Origin of the sequence: Isoptericola luteus, assembly GCF_020297055.1 — a bacterium.
Taxonomy (GTDB): Bacteria; Actinomycetota; Actinomycetes; order Actinomycetales; family Cellulomonadaceae; genus Isoptericola; species Isoptericola luteus.
The window spans coordinates 1-16,053 of the sequence record NZ_JAIXCQ010000021.1 but is presented as its reverse complement, the minus strand read 5'-3'; the positions used below and the strand labels follow the sequence as shown (position 1 = coordinate 16,053).

Below are 16,053 nucleotides of genomic sequence, written 5' to 3'. Positions count from 1 at the left end.
CCTGACCTGCCGTACGACTACTCCGCGCTCGAGCCGCACATCAGCGGCAAGATCATGGAGCTGCACCACGACAAGCACCACGCCGCCTACGTCACGGGCGCGAACACCGCCCTGGACAAGCTGGCCGAGGCCCGCGAGTCCGGCGACCTCGCCGCGGTCAACCTGCACGAGAAGAACCTCGCGTTCAACCTCGGCGGCCACACCAACCACACCGTGTTCTGGCACAACCTGTCGCCCACCGGCGGCGGCGAGCCCGACGGCGAGCTGGCCGAGGCCATCAAGGACCAGTTCGGCTCCTTCGCCAAGTTCCAGGCCCACTTCGCCGCCACCGCGACCGGCATCCAGGGCTCCGGCTGGGCCGTGCTCGGCTGGGACGCCGTCGGCCACCGCCTGGCGATCTTCCAGCTCTTCGACCAGCAGTCCAACGTGCCCGTGGGCATCACCCCGCTGCTCATGCTCGACATGTGGGAGCACGCCTTCTACCTCGACTACCTCAACGTCAAGGCGGACTACGTCAAGGCGTTCTGGAACATCGCGAACTGGCAGGACGTCGCCGCCCGCCTCGAGCGCGCCCGCACCGCCACCGCCGGGCTCATCGTCCCCGCCTGACCCCGACACCCCGTACGACAGCCCGGCCCCGGTGCGGCAGACCCTTTTGCCGCACCGGGGCCGAGCTGCCTCACGGCGCTTCATCGCCGCACGAAGCCTCAGTTCTGCGTCATGAGGTCCGAGTACGGCACGACGTCCTCGTCGGCGGGAGCCACGATCTCGACCGGCTCGCCCCACGCGCTGAAGGCCGACTCGATCACCAGCTCCTGCCCGTCGATCGTCATGGCGATGTCCACCTCGACTGGCAGTCCCTGGGCGTCGACCTTGTAGACGGCCGTCATCTCTCCGAGCTCTTCGCTCATCGGCGCGTCGATGCCGGTGGCGCCACCGTCCTCGAGCTTGGTCGGGTCGATCGTCACCGTGTAGACGTCCACCTCGGCGCCGTCCACCTGCTCCGTCCCGGTGTGCTCGAAGGCCGTCACCGCGCCGGCCAACGCCTCGGCCTGGGCGCCCGCGTCCATGGAGTCCATGGAGTCGAGGGCACCTGCCAGGGACGGGTCGTCGGCCATCTCCTCGAGGGACATCGAGAAGTACTGCCCCTGCGTCGCCTCCCCCATGCCGACGTACATCGTGCCGTCGACGAGGAGCATCTCCATGTCCATGCCCATCACGGCCATCGACATGCGCATCGAGGTGTCCGCGACGGTCTTGCCGTAGTCCACGTCCGCCGTCGTCGTGCTGGCGCTCAGGCCCGCGGCGTCCGCGAGCTCTCCGCTGTAGGTCATCTCCACGTGGGACGACGAGGCGTCGCCCTGAGCGGTCGCCATGAGCGCAGCCAGGTCGGTGAGGTCTGCCGTGGTGGTGATCTCCGCCTGAGCGGGTGCGTCGGCAGCGCCGGGCGGGGCGGTGGGCTCGTCGCTCGCGCAGGCGCCGAGAGAGAGCGCGACGAGCCCCGCAGTGGCGAGAGCAGCAGGCTTGGTGAGGGTACGCACGTCGTGCTCCTTCTGAGATGACTGTGGTGTCTCCTCCATCATCACCCACGGGCGGCGCCCACCGTCGGGAGGCGGCCCACCGATGCCGTGCTGTGTGCTGTGCGCCCGGGGCCCGGGAACGACAGAGCCCCCCGCTCCCGGAGGAGCGAGGGGCCGTGTCTGCCGGTGTCGCCACCGGCGACTGGATCAGTGCGCGTGCTGCCCGCGGCTGAACTCGAAGACCCACCCGACGAGGGCGATCACGCCGAGCGCGAAGCCGACGTAGACGACCCACCAGCCGACGGCGAGGCCGAGGAACACCACCGCAGCGGCGGCGGCGATCGCGAGCGGCCACCAGCTCCAGGGGGCGTAGACACCCTGGTCGCCCGCACCCTCCTCGATCTCGCCGAGCTCGTCGTCCTCGGGTCGAGGGTCGATACGTCGCGCCGTCAGCGCCAGATAGGCGCCGATCATGGCCATCAGCGCACCGAGGAGCGGCAGACCGAGGTAGCCGACCGGCTCGTTGAAGCTCGACATAAAGCCGTAGATGACGCCCACGACCACGAAGAACGGCGCGATGTACAGGAACAGCTTGGTCTCGATCTTCACTTGCTGTCGTCCTCCTGGTCGCCTCGCGGCTCGTCGATCACCGTGGTGCTCGACTCAGCCCTCTCGGGGTAGCTCGCACCGCTGCGTCCCTCGACGAGCTCGCGGTGACCGTTGCGGTCCGGGTCGCCGTACACCTCGTCGAGGCCGCCGTGACCCTGAGCCTGCTCCATGGCCGCCACCTCCGGGTGGTGCAGGTCGAAGGCCGGCGACTCGGAACGGATCCGGGGCAGCGAGGTGAAGTTGTGGCGGGGCGGCGGGCACGACGTGGCCCACTCGAGCGAGCGGCCGTAGCCCCACGGGTCGTCGACGGTGACCTTCGGCGCGTTGCGCCAGGTCGTGTAGACGTTCCACAGGAAGGGCAGGGTCGACGCGGCGAGGATGAAGGCACCGACCGTGGAGACCTGGTTCTCCCAGGTGAAGCCCTCCTCCGGCATGTAGTCCGCGTACCGGCGGGGCATGCCCTCGACGCCCAGCCAGTGCTGGATGAGGAACGTCATGTGGAAGCCGATGAAGAGCAACCAGAAGTGAACCTTGCCCAGCCGCTCGTCGAGCATGCGACCGGTGAACTTGGGCCACCAGAAGTAGAAGCCGGCGAACATCGCGAACACCACGGTGCCGAAGACCACGTAGTGGAAGTGCGCCACCACGAAGTACGAGTCGGAGATGTGGAAGTCCATCGCCGGGCTCGACAGGATGATGCCCGTCAGGCCACCGAAGAGGAACGTCACGAGGAAGCCGATCGACCACAGCATCGGCGTCTCGAACGTGAGCTTGCCGCGCCACATCGTGCCGATCCAGTTGAAGAACTTCACACCGGTCGGGACGGCGATGAGCATCGTCATGAAGGCGAAGAACGGCAGCAGCACCGCGCCCGTCACGTACATGTGGTGCGCCCACACGGTGACGGAGAGCGCCGCGATGGCGATCGTCGCGTAGATGAGGCCCTTGTAGCCGAAGATCGGCTTACGGCTGAAGACCGGGAAGATCTCGGAGACGATGCCGAAGAACGGCAGCGCGATGATGTACACCTCGGGGTGCCCGAAGAACCAGAACAGGTGCTGCCACAGGATGGCGCCGCCGTTGTCCGGGTTGAAGACCTGCGCACCGAAGCGGCGGTCGGCACCCAGGGCCAGCAGGGCGGAGGCCAGCGGCGGGAACGCCATCAGCACCAGGAGGCTCGTCACGAGCGTGTTCCACGTGAAGATGGGCATCCGGAACATCGTCATGCCAGGGGCGCGCATCGTGATGATCGTGGTGATGAAGTTGACCGCGCCCAGGATCGTGCCGAAGCCGGCCAGGCCTAGGCCGAAGACCCAGAGATCACCACCTAGCCCTGGACTGAACGTGGTGTTCGACAGCGGCGCATAGGCGAACCAGCCGAACGAGGCCGCGCCCTGGGGCGTCAGGAACCCCGCGGCGGCGATGAGGCCGCCGAAGAGGAACAGCCAGTAGGCGAACATGTTCAGCCGCGGGAACGCGACGTCCGGCGCACCGATCTGCAGCGGCATGATCACGTTGGCGAAGCCCGCGAACAACGGGGTCGCGAACAGCAGCAGCATGATCGTGCCGTGCATGGTGAAGAGCTGGTTGTACTGCTCCTTGCTCTGCACGAGCTGGATGCCGGGCGCGAACAGCTCGGCCCGGATGAGCAGGGCGAGGATGCCGCCGATCGCGAACCAGGCGAACGACGTGATCAGGTACATGTAGCCGATCGTCTTGTGATCGGTGGAGGTGACCCACTTGATCACGGTGCGACCGAGCGTCTGACGCTTCGGGGACAGGCCGGGAACGATCTCGGCGCTGTGTGTGGTCTCGGTGACGGTGGCCATCAGCCCTCGGCCTCCTCGGTGGACTCGGTCTCACCCGACGACGGGTGCTGCTGGCGGTTGAGCTCCAGGCCGAGCTCACCGGTCTGGCCTGCCTCGCGCAGGTCGTCGATGTGGGCGTCGTACTCGGCGCGATCGACCACCTTGACGTTGAAGAGCATGCCGGAGTGGAACTCTCCGCAGAGCTCGGCGCACTTGCCGGCGTACGTGCCCTCCCGCGTGGGCGTGACCTGGAACGTGTTGGTCCGCCCCGGGATCATGTCCAGCTTGTAGAGGAACGCGGGGATCCAGAACGAGTGGATGACGTCGCGGGAGTCGAGCGTGAACTCGACGGTCTCGTCGACGGGCAGGTACAGCGTCGGCACGTCCTGGGAGGTGCCGGGGGTGTTGTCGACCTGGTCCTCGGCGGTCTGGCCGCCGACGTCGAGCAGGTGCTGCCCGGTGTCGTAGACCCCGTCGTCGAGGTAGTTGAAGTCCCAGCTCCACTGCTTGCCGATGACCTGGATCTGCACGTCAGGCTCGGCGTTCGTGTCCGTGATGGCACTCACGTCGCGGTCCGTGTAGAAGAACAGGACCAGGACCATGACGATCGGCACGGCCGTGTACATGATCTCGAGCGGCATGTGGTAGCGGATCTGGACCGGGAGCTGGTGGTCGTCGCGGCGCTTGCGGTAGGCCGCGACGCACCACAGCATCAGGCCCCACGTGATCACGCCGACGACGAGGGCCGCGACCCAGGAGCCGACCCAGAGGTCGGTGATGCGGCCCGTCTGGTTGGTCACCTGCCCGTCGGCGTAGCCAGGGAGGTAACCGCGCTTGACGGAGTCGCTGGCGCAGCCAGAGGCGAGCAGCGCGACCGCGCCGGCTGTCGCCGCCGCGCGCAGGGTGACCCGCCGGGTGCGGGTGGGGCTCTTCGAGTGCAAGGGAGGCCTTTCACGTCACGTCCAGCCTCGTGCCCCTGGGACCACGCCGGTCGCCGGGCGCACGAGCAGGACCTTCGTCCTCGATAGGTGCAGCCTAGCGCGACCGGGGCGGTTTCGACGCCGCAAACCCCCCGTGCGAACGTGACGGAATCGCCACCCGACGTCCACATCCGCGCCGTTCGACACAGACCCCGAGGGAGTGTCAGATCGTTGCCCACGGGTGTCAGATCCAGCGCCGGCCGCCGGCCGGCGGCGACGCCGTCCGCAGCATCCAGTGGCGCTCGCCCGACCGTGGGTGCGCGGTCGGCGCGGATGCTCGAGGTGCCTCCTGAACCGCCCGGTTCGGCGCGAAAGTGCGTGATGATGGGAACAGGGCGCGCCCGGACCGTGCCGTCGTCCCCCACGGCGACCGCCGGCGACCGCGGCCGCTCGACCCACCCCGCCGCCCCCGGAGAGCACGTGTGACGCACACCACCGATCCCGCTGACCGTTCCGCCGACCGCCCCGCCGACCGCCGCGTCCTCCTCGACAACGGCGGGCGTGCCCCGTGGCACCCGCTCGCCCGCCAGGCGTTCGTCCAGGCGATGGACGACGGCTGGGCCGACCCGCGCCGCCTGCACGCCGAGGGGCGGCGCGCGGCCCGGCTCCTGGACGGGGCGCGCGAGGCGGTCGCCGCCGAGCTCGGCGCGCGCACCGAGGAGGTGCGGTTCACCCCGAGCCACACCGCGGCGCTCCACTCGGCCGTCCTCGGCGGCGCCGGGGCGCGGCGACGCAGCGGTGGCGACGTCGTCGTGGGCGCGGTGGAGCGGGCGGCGGTGCTGCACGCCGCGGAGTCCTCCGCGCGCACCCACGGCGGCACGCGCGTGGTGGTCGCCGTCGACGACCACGGCCGGGTGGACGCCGACGGCTTCCGCCGGGCGGTCGGGACGCCCGGCGTCGCGCTCGCCGCGCTCCAGGCGGCCAACGGCGAGGTCGGCACCCGCCAGCCCGTCGTCGAGGCGCACGAGGCCGCCCGCGCCGCCGGGGTCCCGCTGCTCGTGGACGCCGGGGCGAGCCTCGGCCACGACGCGACGCCGCACGCGTGGGACCTGCTCGCCGCCGACCCGGCCGACTGGGGCGCCCCCGCGGGGGTGGGCGTCCTGGCGGTGCGACAGCGGGTGCGGCTCCTGCCGCGGGGGCCGGAGGATCCCGAGCCCTGGGCCCCCGGCGGGGTCTCGGTGCCCGCGGCCTTCGCGGCCGCCGTCGCACTGCAGGCGGTCGCCGCCGACCGGGCCGCCGAGGACGGCCGGCGGCGCGAGCTCGTCGACCGCCTGCGCGCCGCCGTCGCGCGGATCCCGGACGTCGAGGTCGTGGGCGACCAGGCGGACCGCCTCCCCCACGTGGCGACGTTCTCGTTCCTCTACGTCGACGGGGAGGCGCTGGTGACCGAGCTCGACCGCGCCGGGTTCGCCGTCGGGTCCGGGTCGGCGTGCACCTCCAGCACGCTCGAGCCCTCGCACGTGCTGGCGGCGATGGGGGTGCTCACGCACGGGAACGTCCGGGTCGCCCTGGACCGCTCGACGACCGTGGACGACGTCGACCGGTTCGCGGCCACCCTGCCGGGCGCGGTGGCCCGCGTGCGCGACGCGCTCGGGGTGGGGGGCCTGTGAACGACGTCGGCCCCGCCCGCACCGCGGACGACTTCCCCGACCCCGACATCCCCGACATCGACGTCGTGGACGCCAGGGGCCTGCGCTGCCCCCTGCCGGTGATCCGCCTCGCGGCCCGGGCCCGCGACCTGCCGCCCGGCGCCGTGCTGACGGTCCTCGCGACGGATCCCGCGGCCCGTCACGACGTCCCGGCCTGGGCCCGCATGCGCGGGCACGCCATGCAGGGCGAGGACGTGGACGGCGACGTCTGGCGGCTCACGGTCCGGCTGGGCGCAACGACGACGACCCGGCCGCCGTGAGGCGACCGGGTCGTCGTGCCCGGGGCGCGCCCCGGGGCTCAGCTCAGCTGAAGGAACCGCCGCAGGCGCAGGAACCGCCGGCGTTCGGGTTGTCGATCGTGAAGCCCTGCTTCTCGATGGAGTCCGCGAAGTCGATCTTCGCCCCCTCGAGGTACGGGACGCTCATGCGGTCGACGACGACCTCGACACCGTCGAAGTCGCGCAGCGCGTCGCCGTCGAGCAGCCGCTCGTCGAAGTAGAGCTGGTAGATGAGGCCGGAACAGCCGCCGGGCTGGACGGCCACGCGGAGACGGAGGTCGTCGCGCCCCTCCTGCTCGAGGAGGCTGCGGACCTTGTCCGCGGCGAAGTCGGACAGGTCCACGCCGTGCGTGGCGATCTCAGTGGTGTCGGTCATGCTTCCTCCAACAGGCCGAAGCGGGCGGTCTGTTCCCGATCCTACGCGCGAATTCCGGCGCCGCGATGACACACCTCACACGACGGTGTCATCACCCCTCGGGAGCGGCCCACGACGGCGCCCAGGTGCGGGCCACGCGGGCCACGGCCGCCTGCCTGCCCGCGTCGTCGTGGCCCCCTGCGGGACCCAGCTCGTACACGCCGCTGACGCCGGCCGCGGACCACTGGCGCCGGGTCACGAGCACGCGGTCCGCGAGGACGACGACCGGCACCGCGTGCGCGGTCGCGGCGCCGGCGACGTCCGCGACGGGCCCGCCGGCCAGCGCCTGGGCGTCGAGCTCCGTGACGTGCACCACCACCACGTCCGCACCGGGCACACGCTCCCGCAGGAGGGCGACGTCGGGCGCCACCACCTCGCGCGTCGTGGACAGGCCGAGGTCGGTCAGCGGGACGAAGACCCCGGACGGTCGCGGCGCAGGGCCCGACGCGCCGGCTCCGCGGCCGGGGACGTGCGGGTTCCCGGCGCCCAGCGCCACCGTCTCGACCGTGCAGCGGGGCGCGCCCGCCGCCCACGCGTCCGCGAGCGCGGCGGCGCCGGGCCCCGACCCCTCGCCCACGACGACGCACAGCAGCGCGTGCCTCGCCCCGCGTCCCGTGCCCCTGTCCTCGCGCTCCACGCCGCGATCGTGACACAGGCACCGCCGCCGGCACAGCACTGTGGAACCATGGAGCGCGTGAGCACGCTGCTGAACGAAGCCACAGGCACGTCGACCGGTGGGTCGGCCGGGTTCGTCGAGCCCGCCGCATCCGCACTCCTCCTGCTCGGCCAGGGCCGCGACCTCGCGTCCGAGCGGGGCGTCGAGTGCACCGGCGCGCTGCCGTCTCCCTCGGACCCCGACCTCGTGGAACGCGCCCGCGCGGCGCGTGCCGCGCTCGGCGAGCGCGCCTTCGTGCTCGGCCACCACTACCAGCGCGACGAGGTGATCGACTTCGCCGACGTCACGGGCGACTCGTTCAAGCTCGCGCGCGAGGCGGCGGCCAGGCCCGAGGCCGAGTTCGTCATCTTCTGCGGCGTGCACTTCATGGCCGAGAGCGCCGACATCCTCACCACGGACGACCAGCAGGTGGTGCTGCCCGACCTCGCGGCCGGCTGCTCCATGGCCGACATGGCCGCGATCGAGCAGGTCGAGGAGGCCTGGGCGGTGCTGCAGGACGTCGGCATCGGCGACGACACCGTGCCCGTGACGTACATGAACTCCTCTGCGGCGATCAAGGCGTTCACCGGACGCCACGGCGGCACCGTGTGCACGTCCTCGAACGCGCAGGTCGCGCTGCGCTGGGCGTTCGACCGGGTGGGCGGCGTCGAGGGCACCGGAAAGGTCCTGTTCCTGCCGGACCAGCACCTGGGCCGCAACACCGCCGTGCAGCAGCTCGGGCTGAGCCTGGCGGACTGCGTCGTGTTCGACCCCCGCAAGCCGCTGGGCGGGCTCACGGAGCAGCAGCTGCGCGATGCCCGCATGATCCTGTGGCGCGGGCACTGCTCGGTGCACGGCCGGTTCTCGGAGCGCAACGTCGCGGACGTCCGCGCCGCCGTGCCCGACGTCACCGTGATGGTCCACCCGGAGTGCAGGAACGAGGTGGTCACCGCCTCCGACCTGGTCGGGTCCACGGAGTTCATCATCAAGGCGCTGGACGCGGCCGAGCCGGGCTCGTCGTGGGCGATCGGCACCGAGCTCAACCTCGTGCGGCGCCTGGCCAAGGCGCACCCCGACAAGCAGGTGCACTACCTCGACTCGACGGTGTGCTTCTGCTCCACCATGAACCGCATCGACCTGCCGCACCTGGTGTGGGCGATGGAGTCCCTGGCCTCCGGGCAGGTCGTCAACCGCATCGTCGTCGATCCCGACGACGCGCACTGGGCTCGCGTGGCCCTCGACCAGATGCTGGCGCTGCCCGGGATCTGACCCGCAGAAAGGCACCACGATGAGCACCGACGGCGGCCTGCACATCGGCATCCTCGTCTTCGACGACGCCGAGGAGCTCGACGTCGTGGGCCCGTTCGAGGTGCTGGCCGCCTGGGAGCAGCACTCGGCGCTCAAGCCGCACGTGAGCACGTTCTCCGCCGACGGCGACGGCGTCCGGCTGGCGAAGGGCATGCGCCTGGTCCCGGCGCGGTCCGCGGACGACGTCGGGCCGCTGCACCTGCTGGTCCATCCCGGGGGGTGGGGTACCCGCACGCTGCTGGCCGACCCGGCACACCTGCAGTGGTTGCGCCGGGTGCGCCTGCAGACCCCGGTCATCGCGAGCGTGTGCACGGGCGCCCTCGTGCTCGCGGCCGCGGGGCTCCTGGCGGGCCGTCCCGCCACGACGCACCGCGACAACTACGACGAGCTGGCCGACATCGACCCGAGCGTCATGGTGGACACCGAGGCCAGGTTCGTCGACGACGGCGACGTCGTCACGTCCGCCGGGGTCTCGGCGGGGATCGACATGGCCCTGCACCTGGTGGCGCGGCTGGAGTCGGCGGACACGGCCCGGGCCGTGCGGCGGGCGATCCAGTACGACCCCGCTCCCCCGGTCTGACCCGTCGCGCCAAGTACCTCGTACTGCGGGTTCGCGATATACGCTGCCCGCGTGACTCGAATGATCCACCTCACCTGGGCCTCCCTGCGGCCGCGCAAGCCGATCCCCGGGCAGGGCCTGCTGGACCCGTCGGTGACCCGCATGCGCGTCCACCCCGGCGACCTCGACATGTACCTGCACGTCAACAACGGCGCGTACCTGCAGATGATGGACGTGGCCCGCTCCCACCTCATCGCGGACATCGACGGCTTCTCGCGGCTCGGCGACCGCAAGTGGTACCCGGTCGTGGCCTCCTCGACGGTGAAGTACAAGCGGTCGCTGAAGCTGGGCGACAGGTTCGAGATCACCACGCGCCTGCTCGGCTGGGACGAGCGCGTCGTCTACATCGAGCAGGTCTTCACCTGCCGCGGCAACGTCTACGCCACCGGCTGGGTCGCGGGCCGGTTCCTGGGCCCGGACGGCGTGCGCGTGCCGGCGCCCGACGTCGTCGCCCTCATGGGCCCGGACACGCCGTCGGTCAGCCCGGAGCTGCCCGATGACGTCGCCGCCTGGGCCCGTGCGGTCGACGTCGCGCACCGGGAGCACGACCGCGCCTGACGGCCGTCCCCAGGGGCCACGTCAGGCGTCGCGCAGCGTGGCGGACGCCTCGGCGAGCGGCACCGCGACGGCGGCCCGCTCCTCGGCGGTCGTCGCGCCGTGGGCCAGCCCCTCGAGCTCCGCGAACGTGGCCCGCGCGTCGTCAGGCGCGCCCGCCCGCACGGCCAGCTCGACCAGGTACGCGAGCGCCGGCGCGAGCTCCGCGACCGGGGGCGCCGTCGTCCCCGCGCGCGACCGCCGCACGGCGCCCGCCAGCGTCTTGCGCGCCTGGGCGACGTCGCCGTGGGAGTCCCCGACGACGACGGCGTTCTCGGTCGCGCGGGCCAGCGGGCCGCCGCCGGCCGACGTCCACGTGGTGGTCCCGCCCTCGCCCACGACGACTGGCGTCGCGTCGTCGGGCAGTCGGGAGACACGCACCCAGTTGCCCGCCGGGTCGACCAGGCTGAAGCCGCTGAGCCCCGCGTTGTTGGCGCGCTCGCGCGGGCGTGTCACGCGGGGGGCGCCCGAGACCGGCAGGCGGCCGTGCAGGGCACGCAGGCCGGCGGCGAACGCCTGGTACACGGGCTCGGTGTCCGGCACGGCGATCACGCACGTGGAGTGGCTCGCGTCCGGGTCCCATTCCGGCATCCCGTAGTACTGCAGCGCGATCTCGCCCCGGGCGAGCCCGATGCACGGGTTGGGCCGGACCTGGCGATAGGTGAGCTCCAGGCCGAGCGCCGTCCAGAACCCGGCCATCTCGTCGACGTCGCCGCAGGGCAGCAGCGGGACCATCCGGGCCCGGGCGGCCACGTCGTCGAACCCGGGCGCCGTCACCGGCCCGGTCACACCGGATCTCCGGACAGCCCCGCCACCTGGCGCAGCAGCAGCGCCTCGGCGAGCACGACGTTGCGCAGCTCGCCCAGGTGGACCGACTCGTTCGCGCCGTGGGCGCGCGAGTCAGGGTCCTCGACGCCCGTCACGAGGATCGCCGCGTCGGGGAACACCTCGAGCAGGTCGGCGATGAACGGGATGGAGCCGCCGACCCCGATGTCGACAGGGTCGGTGCCCCAGGCCGCGGTGAAGGCCGCCCGCGCGGCGCGCATGGCCGCGGTGTCGGCGGCGGCGTGGAACGCCTTGCCCTGCTCCCCCGGTCGCCACGTGACCGTCGCGCCGAACGGGGCGTTCGCCTCGAGGTGGGCGCGCAGGGCGTCCTCCGCCGCGGCCGGGTCCTGCCCCGGCGGGATCCGCAGCGACAGCTTGGCCGCCGCGCGCGGCGCGATCGTGTTGGAGGCGTGCGCGATGCTCGTGGCGTCGATCCCGATGACGGACAGTGCGGGCTTGGTCCACAGGCGCCCGGCGATGCTGCCCTCGCCCGCGAGCCGCACGCCGTCGAGCACCGACGAGTCGGCCCGGAACGCCGCCTCCTCGTAGTCCACCTCCGGCTCCGCGCCGACCACGAGCCCCGGCACGGCGACGTTGCCCGCGTCGTCGTGCAGGGTGGCGACGAGCCGGGCGAGCAGCGTGTTGGCGTCCAGCACCGGCCCCCCGAACATGCCGGAGTGCACCGCGTGACCCAGCGCGGCCACCTCGACCACGCCGTCGACCAGGCCGCGCAGCGACGTGGTGAGCGCCGGGACGCCGACCTGCCAGTTCGTGGAGTCCGCCACGACGATGACGTCCGCGGCGAGCAGGTCGCGGTGGTCCGTTAGGAACTGGTGGAAGCTCGGGGAGCCGGACTCCTCCTCGCCCTCGACGAACACCGTCACTCCGACGGGCAGCTCCTCACCCGTGGCGTCGGCCAGCGTGGCCAGGGCTCGCAGGGCGCCGACGTGGGCGACCAGCCCGGCCTTGTCGTCCGCCGCGCCACGGCCGAACAGGCGCTCGCCCACCTGCACCGGCTCGAACGGGTCGGTCTGCCAGGTCGCGGCGTCGCCGGGGGGCTGCACGTCGTGGTGCGCGTACAGCAGCACCGTCGGCGCGCCCGCCGGGGCCGGCCGGCGGGCCACGACGGCCGGGGCGCCATCCGACCCGTCCGGGCGGGCCGAGCGCAGGATGCGCACGTCGGGCAGCCCGGTGTCGCGCAGAAGCTCCGCGACGGCGTCGGCACTGGCGGCGACGTGGGCCTGGTCGAAGGCCGCCGCCGAGACGCTCGGGATGCGCACGAGGCGCTCGAGGTCGGCCTGGAGCGCTCCGAACTGGGCGGTGACGAGGGTCCGCAGGGCGTCGACGGTGGTCGCGCCGCTGTCAGGACCGGGGACGGGGAGAGTGGTGTCGGTCACGGGGCAACGCTACCCGCGCGCGGGTGGCACCGACCCCGGGTGTGCCGCGACCCCTCCCGGCTCGTCTACCCTGGGTGCGTGTTCTCCCGTCACAAGTCCGGCGCATCCTCGTCGCCCTCCGGCTCCACCGACCCCGTGGCCAAGGCCGCCGAGATCGAGGGCTCCGGCACGCCGTCAGGCGGTGGGCCCACCGGCAAGGGCCGCCCGACCCCGAAGCGCAACGTCGCCCAGGCCGCCAACAAGCGCCCGCTGGTCCCCAACGACCGCAAGGCCGCCACGAAGGCGGCGCGGGAGAAGGCCCGCGAGCAGCGCAACATCGAGTACCGGGCGATGCAGACCGGCGACGAGCGACACCTGCCGCCGCGGGACAAGGGGCCCGAGAAGCGCTTCGTGCGCGACTACGTCGACGCCCGCTGGAACCTCGGCGAGTTCTTCCTGCCGGTGGCCTTCGGCTTCATCGTGCTCAACTTCCTCTTCCTGTCGAACGCGACGATGTCGATCGTCATCCTCATGCTGCTGTACGGCGTCGTGCTGCTCACCATCGCCGACGCGTTCCTGCTGTGGCACGGCCTGAAGAAGCGGATGCGCGCGAAGTTCGGCGTCGTCGGCACCGACGGCAAGAAGTCCTACGTGCCCCAGAAGGGCACCATGATGTACGCCGTCATGCGCGCCTTCCAGATCCGCCGCTCGCGGCTGCCCAGGCCGTCCTCGAAGAAGCACGGCGTCTGGCCGGAGTGACCCGGGCCGTGCGTGGCGGCCGGGTCGAGCGACCTAGGCTGGGCGCATGGTCAACTACCGGTACCTCGGCAACAGCGGTCTGAAGATCTCCGAGATCACCTACGGCAACTGGCTCACGCACGGCTCGCAGATCGAGAACGACGTCGCCACCCAGTGCGTGCGTGCCGCGCTGGACGCCGGCATCACGACGTTCGACACCGCGGACACGTACGCGAACACCGTGGCCGAGCAGGTGCTGGGCGACGCCCTCGCGGGCGAGCGGCGCGAGTCGCTCGAGATCTTCACCAAGGTGTACTGGCCCACCGGGCCGCAGGGCCCGAACGACACCGGCTTGTCGCGCAAGCACGTCATGGAGTCGATCAACGGCTCCCTGCGGCGGCTCGGCACCGACTACGTCGACCTCTACCAGGCGCACCGGTACGACGTGGAGACGCCGCTGGTCGAGACCATGCAGGCCTTCGCCGACATCGTGCGGCAGGGCAAGGCGCTCTACATCGGCGTGAGCGAGTGGACGGCCGACCAGATCCGCGAGGGCGCGGCGCTGGCCGACGAGCTCGGCTTCCAGCTCATCTCCTCCCAGCCGCAGTACTCGATGCTCTGGCGCGTGATCGAGGACGAGGTCGTGCCCGCGTCGAAGGAGGCCGGCCTCTCGCAGATCGTCTGGTCGCCGATGGCGCAGGGCGTGCTGTCCGGCAAGTACGTGCCCGGGCAGCCCCTGCCCGCCGGCTCGCGCGCGACGGACGACAAGGGCGGGGCGCGGATGATCGAGCGGTTCATGCGCGACGACGTCCTCGAGCGGGTGCAGAGGCTGCGTCCCGTGGCCGACGAGCTGGACCTGTCGATGGCGCAGCTCGCGGTCGCCTGGGTGCTGCAGAACGACAACGTGGCCGCGGCCCTGGTCGGCGCGTCACGCCCGGAACAGGTCGCGGAGAACGTCAAGGCCTCGGGCGTGCGCATCCCGGCCGAGCTCATGGCCCGGATCGACGAGGTCCTGGGCGACGTCGTCGAGCGCGACCCGGGCCGGACGCTCGAGGGCATGCCCAAGACGCGCGTCTCCTGACGTGAGCCTCGTCCGCCCGGCGCGCGCCGGCGACGCCGACGACGTCTGGCCGCTGGCGCGCGACTTCGCGACGAGCTCCCGGCCGCGTCGCGACTCCTTCGACGAGACCTTCGCGGCGCTGGTCGACCGCGAGGACACGCTGCTCGCGGTCGCCGTCGCGGTTGCCGAAGGGGACCGCGACGGCGGCGTGGGCGGCAGCGACGGCAGGCGCGGCGACGTCCGGGGACCGGCCGGTGCGGTCGCCGGCTACCTGCTGGCCAGCACCCACCTGACGTTCCTGGCGAACGGCTCCGTGTGCTGGGTCGAGGAGGTCATGGTCGCTCCGCCGCTGCGGCGCTCGGGTGTCGGCGCCGCACTCATGGCGTACGCCGAGCAATGGGCGCACGCGCGGGGGGCGGCGTACGTCTCCCTCGCGAGCCGCCGGGCGGGCGCGTTCTACGCCGCGCTCGGGTACGACGACTCGGCGACGTTCTTCCGCAAGGACCTGGGCTAGGTGTACTGACCCGGGAGGAGAGTGTCCGATGAACGGTGGACGAGCCGCGGCGTCGTTCGGGAAGTGCCCCCTGGCCTGGACCGCGCGCCGGTAGCGCGCTTGACGGACTCGATCGCGTTCGTGGTGCAGACGATCTTGCGGATCTCCACGTCGTCGTCGAGGAAGGGCATGAACTAGCCCCACGCGGATCGCCACAGCTTGCCCGCGACCGGGCTTTGGTAGCTCATCTCTCGGCTAAGTCGTCCATCCGCACCTGCGCCTGCTCGGCGTCCACGGCGATCCGCATCAGGTCCCGGGCCCATCTTGTCCCAGTCCTACCGGGCGCGAGGCACACGTCCGCCACGCCACGGCTCCGCACCTTGACCACGACGTCGTCGATGAAGGCACGGGGTAGACCTCGCCCAGCGGGCGATCTGCCACTCGCCCATCTCGGCGACGACCCTGCCCGTGACCCGGCTGACAGTGTCCTTGAAGACGCTCGCGACGTAGACCTCGGCGAAGTGCGTGCTGATCTTGCGCTCCTCAGCCCGCGCGGTCAACGGCAGCACGAGTTCATCCACGCCGTTCAAGCGACGCCGCTGCTTGTTCACGGTCGCCGGCTCGAACGACCAGTCTCGGTCCCGGGGCACATCGATCTGCATCGGACCGGTCTCGGTCAGGACCGGGTTTCGTTGCGTTCGTTCGTCCCCAGCTTGGCCTCCCACTGCCCGGGCGGGTAGCCCGGGACTGCTGCACGGTTAGGTGACACCTGACCTGTGGTGCCTGCGGGTGCTGCTGGAAGGATGTTCACCGTGCCCAGACCCCATCCCAAGGAGTTCCGCGACGACGTCGTGGCGATCGCCCGCCAGGGCGAGTCCACGGTCAAGCAGGTCGCGAAGGACTTCGGCATCAGTGAGTCGTGCCTGCGTAACTGGCTGCATCAGGCTGATGTCGAGGACGGCGCGAGGCCCGGCGTGACCGCGTCGGAGTCGGCCGAGCTGCGCGAGGCCCGCAAGCGGGTCCGCCTGCTGGAGCAGGAGAACGAGGTCCTGCGCCGTGCGGCGGCGTACTTCGCCCAGGCGCACCTGCCGGGAAATGACCTACCCGCTCGTCCGTGAACTTGCTG

At 71.9% G+C, this 16,053-nt stretch carries 18 protein-coding genes and 1 pseudogene; 10 read left to right on the top strand and 9 right to left on the bottom strand.

Annotated elements, in window-relative coordinates:
• Positions 1-609, top strand: a 609-nt coding sequence (locus LEP48_RS18200; RefSeq protein WP_225566977.1) for a superoxide dismutase, incomplete at its 5' end; no start/stop codon positions are given.
• A gap of 98 nt (positions 610-707) precedes the next feature.
• Here LEP48_RS18200 and LEP48_RS18195 read toward each other — a convergent pair.
• The 4 genes from LEP48_RS18195 to ctaC form a co-directional block, all read right to left on the bottom strand.
• Positions 708-1,541: an SCO4651 family lipoprotein gene (locus LEP48_RS18195; protein ID WP_225566976.1), complete on the bottom strand. Its 834-nt coding sequence runs from the start codon at positions 1,539-1,541 to the stop codon at positions 708-710.
• A 186-nt stretch (positions 1,542-1,727) separates the two neighbouring features.
• The gene (locus LEP48_RS18190; protein ID WP_225566975.1) at positions 1,728-2,129 is read right to left on the bottom strand and encodes a cytochrome c oxidase subunit 4; all 402 of its coding nucleotides are present in this window, start codon (positions 2,127-2,129) and stop codon (positions 1,728-1,730) included.
• Positions 2,126-3,958 (bottom strand): aa3-type cytochrome oxidase subunit I, encoded by a 1,833-nt coding sequence (ctaD, locus tag LEP48_RS18185; protein WP_225566974.1) that lies wholly within the window; start codon positions 3,956-3,958, stop codon positions 2,126-2,128. The genes LEP48_RS18190 and ctaD overlap by 4 nt, the downstream gene beginning before the upstream one ends.
• Positions 3,958-4,878 carry an aa3-type cytochrome oxidase subunit II gene (gene ctaC, locus LEP48_RS18180; RefSeq protein WP_225566973.1) on the bottom strand — a complete coding sequence of 307 codons (921 nt, stop codon included), beginning with the start codon at positions 4,876-4,878 and terminating at the stop codon, positions 3,958-3,960. Before ctaC ends, ctaD begins: the two co-directional genes overlap by 1 nt.
• 461 nt (positions 4,879-5,339) lie before the next feature.
• Between ctaC and LEP48_RS18175 the strand changes: the two genes are divergently transcribed.
• Complete coding sequence (locus tag LEP48_RS18175; RefSeq protein ID WP_225566972.1) at positions 5,340-6,527, top strand: cysteine desulfurase family protein; 1,188 nt, start codon at positions 5,340-5,342, stop codon at positions 6,525-6,527.
• Entirely contained in the window at positions 6,524-6,826 is a 303-nt protein-coding gene (locus tag LEP48_RS18170; protein WP_422723858.1) for a sulfurtransferase TusA family protein, read from the top strand. The genes LEP48_RS18175 and LEP48_RS18170 overlap by 4 nt, the downstream gene beginning before the upstream one ends.
• A 43-nt stretch (positions 6,827-6,869) precedes the next feature.
• Here LEP48_RS18170 and LEP48_RS18165 read toward each other — a convergent pair whose 3' ends face one another.
• On the bottom strand, positions 6,870-7,220 hold the full coding sequence (locus LEP48_RS18165; protein WP_225566971.1) for a HesB/IscA family protein: 351 nt from the start codon (positions 7,218-7,220) through the stop codon (positions 6,870-6,872).
• A gap of 91 nt (positions 7,221-7,311) precedes the next feature.
• Positions 7,312-7,896, bottom strand: a complete 585-nt coding sequence (locus LEP48_RS18610) for a glycerate kinase (protein ID WP_225566970.1) — start codon at positions 7,894-7,896, stop codon at positions 7,312-7,314.
• A gap of 48 nt (positions 7,897-7,944) precedes the next feature.
• On the opposite strand from LEP48_RS18610, the gene nadA reads away from it, so the two are divergent.
• The 3 genes from nadA to LEP48_RS18145 are packed head-to-tail and all read left to right on the top strand — an operon-like array spanning position 7,945 to position 10,399.
• Positions 7,945-9,183, top strand: coding sequence for a quinolinate synthase NadA (gene nadA, locus LEP48_RS18155; protein ID WP_422723857.1), 1,239 nt, complete (start codon positions 7,945-7,947; stop codon positions 9,181-9,183).
• A 19-nt stretch (positions 9,184-9,202) separates the two neighbouring features.
• Entirely contained in the window at positions 9,203-9,802 is a 600-nt protein-coding gene (locus LEP48_RS18150; protein ID WP_225566969.1) for a DJ-1/PfpI family protein, read from the top strand.
• 60 nt (positions 9,803-9,862) lie between these two features.
• Positions 9,863-10,399, top strand: coding sequence for an acyl-CoA thioesterase (locus tag LEP48_RS18145; RefSeq protein WP_225566979.1), 537 nt, complete (start codon positions 9,863-9,865; stop codon positions 10,397-10,399).
• 21 nt (positions 10,400-10,420) lie between these two features.
• Here LEP48_RS18145 and LEP48_RS18140 read toward each other — a convergent pair whose 3' ends face one another.
• Positions 10,421-11,224 (bottom strand): VOC family protein, encoded by an 804-nt coding sequence (locus LEP48_RS18140; RefSeq protein ID WP_225566968.1) that lies wholly within the window; start codon positions 11,222-11,224, stop codon positions 10,421-10,423.
• Complete coding sequence (locus LEP48_RS18135; protein ID WP_422723856.1) at positions 11,221-12,657, bottom strand: dipeptidase; 1,437 nt, start codon at positions 12,655-12,657, stop codon at positions 11,221-11,223. Before LEP48_RS18135 ends, LEP48_RS18140 begins: the two co-directional genes overlap by 4 nt.
• A 78-nt stretch (positions 12,658-12,735) precedes the next feature.
• Here LEP48_RS18135 and LEP48_RS18130 point away from each other — a divergent pair, with 78 nt between their 5' ends.
• Genes LEP48_RS18130 through LEP48_RS18120 form a run of 3 tightly spaced genes read left to right on the top strand, consistent with a single transcriptional unit; the run spans position 12,736 to position 14,948 of the window.
• On the top strand, positions 12,736-13,395 hold the full coding sequence (locus tag LEP48_RS18130; protein WP_225566967.1) for a DUF3043 domain-containing protein: 660 nt from the start codon (positions 12,736-12,738) through the stop codon (positions 13,393-13,395).
• 46 nt (positions 13,396-13,441) lie between these two features.
• Positions 13,442-14,455, top strand: coding sequence for an aldo/keto reductase family protein (locus LEP48_RS18125; protein ID WP_225566966.1), 1,014 nt, complete (start codon positions 13,442-13,444; stop codon positions 14,453-14,455).
• 1 nt (position 14,456) lies between these two features.
• A complete protein-coding gene (locus LEP48_RS18120) occupies positions 14,457-14,948 on the top strand; it encodes a GNAT family N-acetyltransferase (RefSeq protein WP_225566965.1) in 492 nt (163 codons plus the stop codon).
• 42 nt (positions 14,949-14,990) lie between these two features.
• Here LEP48_RS18120 and LEP48_RS18970 read toward each other — a convergent pair.
• Positions 14,991-15,669 (bottom strand): annotated as a pseudogene (locus LEP48_RS18970) (transposase); the annotation flags it as partial.
• 70 nt (positions 15,670-15,739) lie between these two features.
• Between LEP48_RS18970 and LEP48_RS18105 the strand changes: the two are divergent.
• A complete protein-coding gene (locus LEP48_RS18105) occupies positions 15,740-16,045 on the top strand; it encodes a transposase (RefSeq protein ID WP_225566964.1) in 306 nt (101 codons plus the stop codon).
• The last annotated feature ends 8 nt before the right edge of the window (positions 16,046-16,053 follow it).